This window comes from Cupriavidus sp. DF5525, from assembly GCF_040149425.2.
GTDB lineage: Bacteria > Pseudomonadota > Gammaproteobacteria > Burkholderiales > Burkholderiaceae > Cupriavidus > Cupriavidus pickettii_A.
This window is the reverse complement of sequence record NZ_CP168266.1, coordinates 1709363-1722406: the sequence shown is the minus strand read 5'-3', so window position 1 is coordinate 1722406 and position 13044 is coordinate 1709363. Positions and strand designations below refer to the sequence as shown.

Below are 13044 nucleotides of genomic sequence, written 5' to 3'. Positions count from 1 at the left end.
GACCACACCGCGTGCGAAGCCGTTGCCGTAAGCCAGCATCCGCTCGAACTCGGGTCTGGCGTCGCCTTTTCTTCCGCGTGAGCGACGGACCCGAACACCATTACCTGGAATCACGCACGAATCTCCGCCGCGGCCGGCACAAGCAGGTGCACAAGGCGACTGATACCGCGTGCGTCCACTTCCGATTCCGCCACAACGTAGCTAAGGCTCCCGACTGGACGCCCGTCTTCGTTAAGGATGGGGGCGGCGATCCCCACGCGACCAGGGTCGATCTCTCCATGTGAGACGGCATGGCCCGCCTTGCGCAGGCGGCTCAGGGTCTGACGGAATGTCGTCCAGTCCTCGCCCAGGCCCGCCGCGCGAATCTCCTCCGCATGCTTGCTGTAGATCGCTTGCAGTGTCCGCGTCTGCTGGTACGCAAGGATGATCCGCGATGTGGCGCCGCGAAACATGATCATTGGTCGGCCGCGCTCATAGCTCACCACGGCTTGCGGCCCTTGGTTGAGCACCTGATGCACGCACAGCACAGAGTCTCCAAATGCGCGGCACAACAGCATCACCGATCCCGGCGGCGCATAAACGATCAACTCCTCCATGATCGGGCGCGCCTGCCGCAGCATGGGGTCGGTCAGCTGGATCTGGCGGTCGAGTTGAATAATGGCGGGCCCCAGGACATAGCGGCCTGCACCAGCAGTCGCGACTAGTCCCATGTCCATCAGATTCGACAGGTAGCGGTAAGCGCTGCTGATCGACACCTCAAGCTGCGCGGCCACGTCCTCGGCCGTCCACACCGGTTTGTCCAGCGAAAACAGGCTCAGCACACCAAGTGCGCGGTCCGTGGCCATTCTCCATTGCTCCGTAGTCCAATTCCGCGAGCATAACACCAAGCGCGTCTGGATGCATGCAAGAATCCCGCCAACTGCGTCTAATGGTAAACATTGACTGCATTATTCGCGTATTTTGCGAATAATGCAGTCAACCAGGCGGCTGCGACCCAGCCTGACATTGCCTTTGGACCCAGGAGTATCAGATGAAACTCACCAGCTTCCTTCATGCCGGCCACCACGCCTTTGGTGCCGTGATCGGCGACAAGATTGTCGACCTTACGCCACACATCGAGTCCGTCGGTGCCAGCCTGCGCGAAGCCCTCGCGAATGGCGCCCTGCCGCGCATCGCCGAAATCGTGGCTGGCAGCCAGCCATCGCTGGCTCTTGCCGAGGTCGAACTCCTGCCCGTGATTCCCGATCCGGAGAAGATCCTTTGCGTTGGCATCAATTACGCATCGCACGTTCGCGAAACCGGCCGCGACATGCCGCAGTACCCGATGTTCTTCACCCGCTTTGCCGACTCGCAGGTGGCGCACGGCAAACCGATCCTTCGTCCGCGTGTATCGGAAAAGCTCGATTTCGAGGGCGAGCTGGCCGTCATCATCGGCAAGACTGCACGCCACGTCCGTGCCGCCGACGCGCTGGGCTACGTGGCGGGCTATTCCTGCTACAACGACGGCAGCGTGCGCGACTGGCAGAAGCACACCATCCAGTTCACGCCTGGCAAGAACTTCCCGCAAACGGGGGCATTTGGCCCGTGGCTGGTGACCACTGATGAGATTCCTGATCCATCGAAGCTGACGCTGACTACGCGCCTGAACGGTGAGGTCGTGCAGCAGGCACGCACCGACGATCTCATCTTCAGCGTGGGCGACGTCATCGCCTACTGCTCCACCTTTACTGAACTGCGTCCCGGCGACGTGATCATCACCGGCACCACCGGCGGCGTGGGGGCGTTCCGCAATCCGCCGCTCTGGATGCGTGCGGGCGATACGGTCGAAGTGGAAATCTCCGGCATCGGCGTCCTGTGCAACGGTATCCAGGACGAGTGACGGCAGGCCGGCGCCATCGAGCGCCGGATAAGGAGACACCCATGACCCATTCCCCTTCGCTTGCGACCGCCGTGCTGGTGGTTGGCGCCGGCCCGACAGGCCTGACACTGGCCAACATCCTGGGGCAGCAAGGCATCGACACCATCCTGATCGACCGCAAGGCAAGCACCGTGGCTGAACCACGCGCGGTATCCATCGATGACGAATCGCTGCGCACCATGCAGGCGATCGGCCTGGTCGACGCCGTGTTGCAAGACGTGGTGCCCGGCTACGGCGTGCACTACCTGACGCGCCCCGGCGGCCACTGCTTCGCCAAGGTTGAACCCACTGCCAGCGAGTACGGATTTCCGCGGCGAAACGCATTTCGCCAGCCACTCTTCGAAGCGACGCTGCGCGATGGACTGAAGCGCCACCCCTCGGTGCGCGTGCTGTTCGGCCATACGCTCGAATCCCTGTCGCAGGATGACGATGGCGCGCGTGCCATCGTGCAGTGCGCCGACGGGCAGGTCCAGATCAACGCCGCCTATGTGGTCGGCACCGATGGCGGCCGCAGCTTCGTGCGTCAGTCCATCGGTGCGACGCTGGTCGGGTCGTCGTTCAACGCGCGCTGGCTGGTCGTCGATACCGAAAGCGACGACGACACGTTCTGGCAGACCCGGGCGTACTGCGATCCCGCACGCCCCACCGTCGAAGTACCCGGTCCCCATCAGACACGCAGGTTTGAATTCCTGCTGAAGCAGAGCGAGACCGACGAAGAGATTCTGCGGCCAGAGCGCATTGCCGAACTGCTGCGCCCGTTCCGCGCGGATCGCCCTGCGCATATCGTGCGCAAGACGGTCTACACGTTCCATGCCCGCGTTGCCGATCGCTGGCGCGTAGGGCGCATATTCCTTGCCGGCGATGCGGCGCACCTGACTCCACCGTATGCAGGCCAGGGCATGAACAGCGGTGTACGCGATGCACACAATCTGGGTTGGAAGCTCGCGGCCGTGCTGCACAACAAGCTGGCGCCGGCCGCTCTGGAGTCTTATGAAGCCGAGCGCCGCGACCATGCATGGGCGCTGATTCGCCTGGCACTGAACCTGGGCATTGTGATGGCGCCGCGCAGCCGCCTGGCAGCCTGGGCCTTCTCCACGTTCTTCCGCGCGACCGCGCTGATGCCGCCCGTACGCGACTATTTCCTGCAAATGAAGTTCAAGCCAAAGCCGCGCTTCCACAACGGCTTGCTGGAAATGAGCGAAACCGACACCGTCGGACTTGTCGGCACCATGTTGCCGCAGCCGAGTGTGCGCACCGTCGAGGGCAAGCTACTGCCGCTCGATGAGGTCACCGGTCATGGCTTTGCTCACATCGCCATCGGCGCCGAGGCACTGGTAGATACCACCGGACTCGCCCGCGCCCTGTGGCGCAGGCTGGAAACGCGCCGCGTCGTGCTGCTGCCGGCACTGGCGCCGGAGACGGTGCGCCTCGCGACTGAACGCGGCTATGTGCCGGTCGAGCTGGCACCGGCGGCCATGCCCCAGGCACTGAGGGGGCTGGCCGGAAAAGTGGTCGTGGTTCGTCCGGACAGATATGTGGCCGGTGTGTTCGCGCACCACGATGCTGATGCGTTGTCCACGGCATTTGGCCGGCGCATCGGCATCGACATGTCAAACGCCAGCGCCGCGAATGAGGCAGTCGCCAACGGGCGCGCGGCTTTGACACGCTGATTCCGGGCCAACAGACAAGCAAGGTTCATCATGACCACACTACAAACTACGACGCCGCTCCGGCTCCACCACCTTCATCTCTGCAGCAGCGCACCAGACGCACTCGCCGCGTTCTACCAGGAGTTGTTCGAGCTGCAGCCGGTGTCGGCCCCAGAAAGACTGATCGCCCTCGCCGGTGGTGAACGCGCTGTAGTGATCCATCAAGGTGAGAGCGGCGGGTTGGCCATGGCAGCCTATGCCGCGCGCTCGCCGGAAGAGCTGGCGCAACTGCGCGATCGTCTGGCTGAGCTGGTTTGCGACTCAGGCCCGGAAGGTGAGATCTTCTTTGCCCCGGGGGCATTCACGGTGACAGACCCGCAGGGGCGCAGGCTGCTGTTTGGCGTGCCACGCTCCGGCCGCCAGCCGGACCGATTGGCGGCCCGGCTGCAGCACACCGTGTTCCAGACCACGGAGCTCAAGACTGTCGTCGATTTCTACGTGGAACGCATCGGCTTCACGATCTCCGACGAAGTTGTGGCGGATGAGGGGACAGTCGCCACATGCTTCTTGCGCTCTGACGACGAGCACCACTCGCTGGCGTTCTTCCAGGGATCCCGCAATGTCTGGGACCACCATTGCTACGAGACCAGTTGCTGGAACGATATCCGGGATTGGGGAGACCGCTTTGCACGTGTGCGGCGAGGCATCTTCTTTGGTCCTGGTCGACACGGTCCGGGTAACAACCTTTTCTTCATGGTGACGGACCCCGACGGCAATCGCGTCGAGTTGTCCGCGGAGCTGGAGCGTGTTGCGGCGGATCAGGCCCCCGGCGTCTGGCCGCATGAGGAGTACACGCTCAACTCCTGGGGGCGAGGCTGGATTCGCACCTGATCAGGACCGGCGCCGGCCGGCGCCGATCTTACCCATCCATAAAAAGAGGGGGAATCCTCCCCGATATCGGAGACAACGCCATGATTGCGCCCCTGTTGGTCCACGAAGTCATCGATGCCCGCCCGCTCGGGCGGTTCCAATGCCTTGCCATCGGCCTGTGCATCCTTGTCGCGATCCTCGACGGTTTTGATACCCAGACCATCGGCATGCTGGCGCCATCGATTGCCGCCAGTCTCGGCGTTCCGCTCACGTCCTTCGGCCCGACGTTCGGTGCCGGGCTGATTGGCATGCTGCTGGGCGCCGTGGTACTCGGACCATTGGCCGACCGCTACGGCCGCAAGACGATGATCGTGTTCTCCTGCGTGCTGTTCGGCAGCCTGTCCCTGGCTACGGCCTACGCGGCGTCACTGGAGCAATTGTTCGTGCTGCGGCTGCTCACCGGCGTGGGCCTTGGTGGCGCGCTGCCCAACGCCATTGCGCTGGCCTCCGAGTATGCGCCGCAGCGCTACGCGCGGACCACCGTTACCACGCTGATGTGCGGCATGCCGCTGGGCGCCGTGCTTGGCGGCGCCGTGTCTGCTGCTTTGCTGCCACGGTTCGGCTGGCAGTCGGTATTTATCGTGGGCGGTGTGCTACCGCTGGCCGTTGCATTGCTGATTGCATGGATCATGCCGGAATCGGCTCGGTTCCTGATTGCCCGAGGCCACGACATGGCCAGGCTGTCGGAGATCATGCGCCGCATTGCGCCCGATCTGCGCGCAAACGAAGCCTATCGGTCCGCCGATCCCACCACGGCCGGCGTGCCGATCCGGCTGCTTTTCACCGAGGGTCGTGCCACCGGCACCATCCTGCTGTGGATTCCGTATTTCCTCAACCTCGTGGTGCTGTACTTCATCGTGAGCTGGATGCCAGCCGTGCTGATCAGCGCGCATCACCCCACGTCGGTCGGCATTGCGGCAATCACGGCGTTCAGCGTCGGTGGGGTGCTGAGTTCGGTGGTGCAGGGCGCCTTGATGAACCGGTTTGGCGCGCGTCGAGTTCTCCTCTGCGAATTGCTCACCTACGCCGCGCTGGCGCTGGTGCTTGCGGCCTGGCCGCACGACCATGCACTGGTGGTTGCGGTCAGCTTTGCGATCGGCGCAGCGGTGCAGGGCGCGCAGGCGGGCTTCAACGCGCTGGCCGCCGAGATCTATCCCACCCGGATGCGTGCCACCGGTATCGGCTGCGCGGTCGGCATCGGCCGCATCGGGTCCATCAGCGGCCCGTCCTGGGCGGCGTGCTGCTTGGCTGGAACTGGGGCGCCGGAGACATTTTCATGGCGGGCATCGTGCCGGCGTTGATTGCCGCGGCTGCGGTCGACGCCAATCGGAGCCCTCGGTAGCGCCATTCCTACAAGACAAGAAAGTCAGAGGAGACACAATGAAGCAGTCAGCAATGGCCGCGGCGCTTTGCGCTTGCGTGGCCGGGATGGGTCACGCCCATGCCCAATCCGTCACCATCTATGGGGTCGTCGATACGGGCATCGAGTTCGTGTCCAACGTGGGCACCAGCAAGGACAACCTGGTTCGCATGCCTGGCCTGGCCGGCACGGTGCCTTCACGCTGGGGTCTACGCGGCACGGAGGATCTCGGTGGAGGACTCAAGAGCCAGTTCGTGCTGGAATCCGGCTTCGCCCCCGACACGGGCGCGTCCAACCAGGGTGGCCGGCTATTCGGCAGGCAAGCATGGGTCGGGCTGTCCGGGAATTGGGGCCAGGTGGCATTCGGGCGGCAGTACACCATGCTGTTCTGGTCGATGCTGGAACCAGACATGCTTGGTCCCAACACGTTCGGCTCCTCCTCGCTCGACAGCTACCTGCCGAGCGCGCGCACCGACAACGCAGTCTCTTACAAAGGCGCGTTCGGCCCGCTGACGGTCGGTGGCACGTACAGCTTCGGCCGCGACACCGTCAACGCGGGCCCCGGGCCTTCGGGCACCAACTGCGCCGGGGAGAACCCGGCCGACCACCGTCGTGCCGGGAATGGTCCGTATTGCTGAAGTACGACACTTCTACTTGGGGAGCAAGTGCAGCCTACGACTCGATCCGCGGCGGCACCGGGGCATTCGGCGGGCTGACCAACAGCGGCCTCAAGGATGATCGCCTGACCGTCAACGGCTATGCAAATATCGGCAAGGGCAAGGTTGGCGGCGGTTGGCTGCGGCGCGACAACGACGGAAGTACCACGCCCCGGAGCGATATGTGGTTCCTCGGCGCCTCCTACGCACTGACGCCAGCGCTCAGTGTCGACGCCGAGGCGTTCTACCTGCGCTTTCACGACAGCGCCAACAAGGCGTGGCTCTACGCAGCGCGCACGACCTATACATTCAGCAAGCGGACCTCGATCGACGGCACTGCCGGCTTCCTGGATAACCGAGGCAACCTTGCGCTGTCGGTCAGTTCCGGTGCAGCCGGTGCCAACGCTGCCCCGGGCGGCAATCAATTCGGCGCGATGGTTGGCGTGAAGCATATTTTCTGAGGGGGTACCCATGGAAACTCTTGTCGAGAACCTGGCCGACGCCGGCCATATCCTGTTCCATGAAGGCGTACTTGACGCGTTCGGGCATGTGAGCGCCCGTCATCCGGACGGTGACCGCTTCCTGATGTCGCGCAGCATGGCTCCCGCGCAGGCCGGCCCCGATGACATTCTCACCTTCGGTCTCGATGGCGAGCCCATCGAAGCGCACGGCCACAAGGTGTTTCTCGAGCGCTATATCCACGCTGCACTCTATCGCGCGCGGCCGGAAATCAGGGCCGTGGTGCACAGCCACGCGCCGGCACTGATTCCATTTGGTGTGGTACGAGGCGCCACCTTGCGACCGATTTGCCATATGAGCGGCTTTCTTGCGCGGGGCGCTCCGGTGTTCGACATCGCCGAGGCAGCGGGCGATGGCTCTGACATGCTGATCCGTGACAACCGCCTTGGTGATGCACTCGCTGCAAGGATGGGCGACGCCACGGTCGTGCTGATGCGCGGGCACGGTGTCACGGTTGCGGCTGACTCGCTTGAAAAGGCCGTCTATTGCGCCGTGTATGCCCAGGTCAATGCCCGTCTCGTACTGGATTCGGTACGCCTTGGCGGCGAGATCCGCTACCTCACGGTGGCCGAGGCCCTGGCCGCGGAGCGTGCCAACGACAGCCAGATTGGCCGAGCGTGGGATCTATGGCGCCGCGCCGCGCGACAGGCCACGGCGGTTTTCCGGGAGCCATCGAATGCGTGACGACATCAGCACGTCAACCGGATCCCCGACTATCAGGAGACACAAGACATGAATTCGTTATCAACCACCGTATCGGGGCCGCGCCGCATGGCGCTGGCATACAGCGCGCTATTCCTGTTCGGGGCAGCCTCGTTCGCATCGCCGGTTCTGGGGCAGGAAACCTGGCCGTCTCGCCCCGTCAAGCTCATCGTGCCCTCGGCACCGGGCGGCGGTACCGATGTCTATGCGCGCCTTGTCGCAACGCAGTTGTCCAGATCGATGAAGCAGTCGTTTGTCGTCGACAACCGCCCGGGAGCCAGTGGACATATCGGTACCCAGGTAGTCGCCCGTTCGCCTGCGGACGGCTATACGTTCCTGGTGACAGCGAATGCATCCGTCGCCATCAGCCCTGCGCTATATCGCAAGTTGCCGTTCGACGTGGACAAGGATCTGGCGCCCGTGGCCCGTGGCGTGCTGGCGCCGATGGTGCTTGTCACAAATCCGTCGGCGGGGATCAACAGTTTTAATGATCTTGTCAGGCTGGGCAAGCAACGGCCGAACCAGATTCCGTATGGCTCGGCAGGGGAGGCTAGTCCGCCCTACCTCAGCGTTCGCATGATCGAGGAGGCCACGGGAGCCCGCTTCCTGCACGTGCCATACAAGGGCGTGGGCCCGGCGTATCAGGATCTGCTCAGTGGTCGACTGCAGTTTATGTTCACGGACTTGAGTTCCGTGCAGTCCTATATCAAAGCCGGAAAGCTCAAGCCCCTGGCTGTCAATCAGAAGACCAGGTTGTTGCCCGACGTGCTCTCCCTGGCCGAACCCGGTCCAGCCCACATCGACGTCTGGACGTCGTTCAGCGTGTTCGCGCCTGCCGGCGTGCCTGCCCCGATCCTGAAGAAAATGAGCGAGGAGATTAACGCCGCCATGAGGACACCTGAGCTGGCGCGCGCACTCGAGGCTAACGCGTTGGTGCCGGTGTTCGACACACCGGAAACCTTCCGGGTGTCGATCAAGAAAGAGCGCGAGCAGTGGGCCTCGTTCATCAAGCGCAATGGCATCCATATCGAATGATGCCGCCAGCCGCTCATGACATCGCAATCTACCTGGAGACAAAGCAATGAAACTCGGACCTGACAACAAGCGCGCCATGCTCATCGACGGCGAACTGACCGAAGCCGCAAGCGGGCAATGGATCGAGAGTGTCAATCCTGCGACCGAGGACGTGATTGGCCTCGTGCCGGCTGCCGACGCTGCCGATGTTGACCGTGCAGCATGGGCGGCAAAGGCAGCCTATCCGGCCTGGCATGCACTTGGCATCGAGGGACGGGCCGAATGCCTGCGCGAGTATGCACGCAGGATCCAGGCTTCGGCGCAAGCGTTGCTCGACGTCGAGGTCGCCGATACCGGCAACACGATGGCCGCGTTGCGGGGCGATGTGAATGCCGCGTCGTGGGGGCTGAACTACTATGCCGGGCTCGGCTACGAACTCAAGGGGGAGTCAATTCCTGCCACCACGCCCGACAACCTGCACGTCACGCTGCGCGAACCCTACGGCATTGTCGGACGCATTGTGCCGTTCAATCATCCGATCATGTTCGCGACCGCGCGCACTGCGGCAGCGCTGATGGCAGGTAATGCGGTCATTGTGAAGCCGCCAGAAACCAGCTCACTGTCGGCGACGATGCTGTCCGAGATCGCGCGTGACGTATTTCCACGCGGCGTGATGAACATCGTGACCGGCACCGGCCGGGGCGCCGGGGACGCCATCGCCCGTCATCGGGATATCAAGCGCATTGCATTCATCGGCTCGCCCCAGACCGCCCGGCAGATCCAGCGCAGCGCGGCCGAGGTTTGCGTGAAGCACATCTCGCTCGAACTCGGTGGCAAGAACCCGTTGATCGTGTATCCGGATGCCGATGTGGATGGCGCCGTTGACGCGGCCGTATGTGGCATGAATTTTCTCTGGCAGGGGCAGTCATGCGGCTCCACGAGCCGGCTGCTGGTACACGACAGCCTCTACGAGCGCTTCGTCGAGGGAGTTGTGGAGCGCGTGAAAGAGATTCGCATCGGTGATCCGCGTTCGCCGGACAGCAGCATGGGGCCGATCAACTCGAAGGCCCAGCACGAAAAGGTGCTGGGCTACATCGAAGTGGCGATGCAGGATGGCGCGCGGCTTGTGTGCGGGGGCAAACGCCCGGCCGGTAGCGCATACACGCGCGGCTACTGGGTAGAGCCGACCGTATTCGCGGACGTCACCCCCGATATGCGCATCGCTCAGGAAGAGGTTTTCGGCCCCATCCTGTCGATCATGCGATGGTCCGACGCGGAGCAGGCAATCACGATGGCAAATGGCGTCGAGTACGGTCTCACCGCGTCCGTATGGACTCGCGACCTGCGAACGGCCATGCAGGCGGTACGTCGCCTGGATGCCGGGTACATCTGGGTCAACGGCGTGGGTACGCACTTCAAGGGTGTTCCTTTCGGTGGTTACAAGAACTCAGGCGTGGGGCGGGAGGAAGGCATCGAGGAGATGCTGAGCTACACGGAAACCAAGGCGGTGAATTTCCTTGGTACCTGAGGTGCAATCAGGGTGGGGTTGACCGTAGCCCGGACGGCAAGGATCCAGATGACGATCTCTGGATTCTGCTCGACGGCCGCTGGCAGGTCGAGGAGAGCGGTGTTTGCTGGCGTACGGTTGCTTCAACTAGGGTCGCTTGACAATAACAAACCAGTCATCTATATTCGGCTGGTAGATTGTCAACCGACTCGATATGCCAAGACCAGCCAATCCCGAGGTCCGTAACCGACTCCTTAGCGAAGGGGGTCGCGTTATTCACGAGCTGGGCTTCAATGCGTGCGGCGTGCAAGACATTGTGGCTGCCGCGAATGTTCCGAAAGGATCCTTTTACAGCTATTTCGATAGTAAGGAAGTTTTCGCCGCCGAGGTGGTGGAGGCCTATTGGGAGTCTATCGAGAGTCGCCACGGAAAAGTGATGTATGACGCTCGAGTCCCGCCTCTCACGCGTATTGAAAGACTGTTTGATTGGCTGGTGGAGGACCATGCAGCACAGGAATTCAGGCTGGGGTGTCTTGTGGGTAACCTCTCCCTTGAATTGTCAAATACTTCCAGTCACGTCCGCAGCGCCCTGGAGGGCATCATGAAGCGCTGGGAGGGCATGATTGTCGCGTGCTTGGATGAGGCGAAGTTGCGCCAGGAGCTTTCTGCGGATACGGATTGCCATCAGCTCGCGGCCGTTATTGTCGAGGCTTTCGAGGGGGCGGTTCTGCGTAGCAAGGTCGAGCGCAACGGCGATGCTTGCCGACGTTTTCTGCACCTCACTCTGAAGCGGTTGTTGTATTGAATTTTTTTTGCTTTGTTATATAGACGACTGGTCGGCTATTTATTTGGGTAAATTGGCCGAAGTCTTGAAAGACCATCCAATGCCGCCGAGTGCGGTCGAGACAGGAGTACTACCAATGTCTTCAAATAATCACACCAAGGGTGTGTCGCGGCGTGACTTGTTGCTCGGCAGCGCTGCCGCAGCCGGCTCGCTTGCCGCGGCTAGCTTGCCGAGCCCGGCAATGGCCGCTCCGTCAGCAAGGGAGGCGCATCACGCAAAGGCAGGCGGCACGGCCTCAGGAAGCTACATCGCGACAAAGGACGGCACGCAGCTCTATTACAAGGACTGGGGCGCTGGTCGCCCCATCGTCTTCTGTCATGGTTGGCCGCTCAGTTCGGACAGCTGGGAATCTCAAATGATGTTGGTTGCGTCGGAAGGGTATCGTGCCGTCGCACATGATCGTCGTGGCCACGGCCGTTCAAGCCAGCCCTGGAATGGCAACGAGATGAACACCTATGCCGACGATTTGGCCGCTGTGTTCAACACTCTTGACCTGCGCGATGCCGTACTCGTGGGTTTCTCCACGGGCGGGGGCGAGGTGGCTCGGTATCTCGGCCGGCACGGTACGCGACGCGTCTCCAAAGTCGTGCTGGTTTCAGCAGTGCCGCCTTTGATGCTCAAGACGCCCGCCAACCCGCTTGGCTTGCCAATTGAAGTCTTCGATGGCCTGCGCGCCGCGCAGCTCGCCAATCGTTCCCAGTTCTACAGGGATGTGCCGGCCGGCCCGTTCTATGGCTTCAACCGTCCCGGCGCAAAGCCTTCGCAGGGGCTGATCGACGCATGGTGGGCCCAAGGCATGCAGGGCGGGCACAAGAACACTTATGACTCGATCAAGGCGTTCTCGGAAACCGATTTTACCGAGGACCTCAAGAAGATCGACGTGCCTGCTCTCATTATCCACGGTGACGATGACCAGATTGTTCCTATCGATGCTGCCGGACGTGCTTCGGCAAAGCTGATCAAAAACTCCAGGCTGATTGTCTATCCCGGTGCGCCGCACGGACTGACCGATACGCGCAAGGAAAAATTCAACGCCGATCTGTTGGCGTTCATTCGTAGTTGAAATCCCGTCGGCTCGATGCCGGACATCGTTTTTCGGTGCCGGCAGCGAACCAACGAAACCTGAGAGGTAATTCCCATGAGCAACCACCACAATAGCTATGCAGATCCCGTTGAACCGGCTTTGCCGAAGAGCGATCTGACACTGGACCTCCCGCGGACGGCGCTGGTGGTCATCGACCCGCAGATCGACTTCATGAGTCCCGAAGGGCGTAGCTGGGAGGTCGTCGGCGAAAGCGTGACGGAGCAGAATATGGTGCCCAACCTTATCCGCCTGTTCCAGGCTGCGAAGCAGGCGGGCATCACCGTCGCCATCTCTCCCCACTATTACTATCCCCATGACCACACATGGAAAGTGCACGGCCCCGCCGAGAAATTTCAGCATGCCTTGGGCATGTTTGACCGACCTGGTGCGCTGACGCTGGACGGCTTCCGGGGTTCGGGGGCAGATTTCATGCCCGAGTTCAAGCAGTACATCGAAGATGGAAAAACCATTGTCTGCTCGACGCACAAGCTGTACGGCCCACAAGCCAATGACCTCGTTTTGCAGTTGCGCAAGCAGCGCGTCGATCAGGTGATCCTTGCTGGCATGGCCGCCAACCTGTGCGTCGAGTCCCATCTGCGGGATCTGCTGGAGCAGGGTTTCGAGGTTGCGGTCGTACGCGACGCGGTGGCAGGTCCGAAGGTGCCGGAAGGCGACGGATATCACGCGGCGCTGGTCAACTTCCGCTTTATCGCAAACGCGCTCTGGGATACCGACGAAACTGTGCGGCGGCTGGTAGGAAGTGTTCGCGCAGCGGCGTAATCCCTGACCCCATGCGCCAAGAGGCGACTTCTCCTGGCGCGGCCATGGGGCAGCGGGCACATCAATGTCTGGTTAAAAGGT

General features: G+C 62.4%; 11 protein-coding genes and 1 pseudogene. 11 read left to right on the top strand and 1 reads right to left on the bottom strand.

The window, feature by feature from the left end:
* Nucleotides 1-110: 110 nt before the first annotated feature.
* The gene (locus ABNX08_RS29070) at nucleotides 111-845 is read right to left on the bottom strand and encodes an IclR family transcriptional regulator (protein ID WP_022539175.1); all 735 of its coding nucleotides are present in this window, start codon (nucleotides 843-845) and stop codon (nucleotides 111-113) included.
* Nucleotides 846-1030: 185 nt separating this feature from the next.
* Between ABNX08_RS29070 and ABNX08_RS29065 the strand changes: the two genes are divergently transcribed.
* The 11 genes and pseudogenes from ABNX08_RS29065 to ABNX08_RS29015 all read left to right on the top strand — a co-directional run bounded on the left by ABNX08_RS29065 (nucleotide 1031) and on the right by ABNX08_RS29015 (nucleotide 12963).
* A complete protein-coding gene (locus tag ABNX08_RS29065; RefSeq protein ID WP_022539174.1) occupies nucleotides 1031-1879 on the top strand; it encodes a fumarylacetoacetate hydrolase family protein in 849 nt (282 codons plus the stop codon).
* 41 nt (nucleotides 1880-1920) lie between these two features.
* Complete coding sequence (locus ABNX08_RS29060; RefSeq protein ID WP_022539173.1) at nucleotides 1921-3588, top strand: bifunctional 3-(3-hydroxy-phenyl)propionate/3-hydroxycinnamic acid hydroxylase; 1668 nt, start codon at nucleotides 1921-1923, stop codon at nucleotides 3586-3588.
* 30 nt (nucleotides 3589-3618) lie between these two features.
* Complete coding sequence (locus ABNX08_RS29055; protein WP_022539172.1) at nucleotides 3619-4458, top strand: VOC family protein; 840 nt, start codon at nucleotides 3619-3621, stop codon at nucleotides 4456-4458.
* Nucleotides 4459-4538: 80 nt separating this feature from the next.
* On the top strand, nucleotides 4539-5798 hold the full coding sequence (locus ABNX08_RS29050) for an MFS transporter (protein WP_022539171.1): 1260 nt from the start codon (nucleotides 4539-4541) through the stop codon (nucleotides 5796-5798).
* A gap of 79 nt (nucleotides 5799-5877) precedes the next feature.
* Nucleotides 5878-6974, top strand: a pseudogene (locus tag ABNX08_RS29045) (porin).
* Nucleotides 6975-6984: 10 nt separating this feature from the next.
* Nucleotides 6985-7716, top strand: coding sequence for a class II aldolase/adducin family protein (locus tag ABNX08_RS29040; RefSeq protein WP_022539169.1), 732 nt, complete (start codon nucleotides 6985-6987; stop codon nucleotides 7714-7716).
* Between the two features lie 48 nt (nucleotides 7717-7764).
* On the top strand, nucleotides 7765-8769 hold the full coding sequence (locus ABNX08_RS29035; RefSeq protein WP_022539168.1) for a tripartite tricarboxylate transporter substrate binding protein: 1005 nt from the start codon (nucleotides 7765-7767) through the stop codon (nucleotides 8767-8769).
* A gap of 46 nt (nucleotides 8770-8815) precedes the next feature.
* Nucleotides 8816-10276: an aldehyde dehydrogenase family protein gene (locus tag ABNX08_RS29030; RefSeq protein ID WP_022539167.1), complete on the top strand. Its 1461-nt coding sequence runs from the start codon at nucleotides 8816-8818 to the stop codon at nucleotides 10274-10276.
* 193 nt (nucleotides 10277-10469) lie between these two features.
* Nucleotides 10470-11060 (top strand): TetR/AcrR family transcriptional regulator, encoded by a 591-nt coding sequence (locus tag ABNX08_RS29025; protein WP_022539166.1) that lies wholly within the window; start codon nucleotides 10470-10472, stop codon nucleotides 11058-11060.
* 115 nt (nucleotides 11061-11175) lie between these two features.
* Nucleotides 11176-12162 carry an alpha/beta fold hydrolase gene (locus ABNX08_RS29020; RefSeq protein ID WP_022539165.1) on the top strand — a complete coding sequence of 329 codons (987 nt, stop codon included), beginning with the start codon at nucleotides 11176-11178 and terminating at the stop codon, nucleotides 12160-12162.
* Nucleotides 12163-12237: 75 nt separating this feature from the next.
* Complete coding sequence (locus tag ABNX08_RS29015; RefSeq protein WP_022539164.1) at nucleotides 12238-12963, top strand: cysteine hydrolase; 726 nt, start codon at nucleotides 12238-12240, stop codon at nucleotides 12961-12963.
* Nucleotides 12964-13044 lie beyond the last annotated feature (81 nt).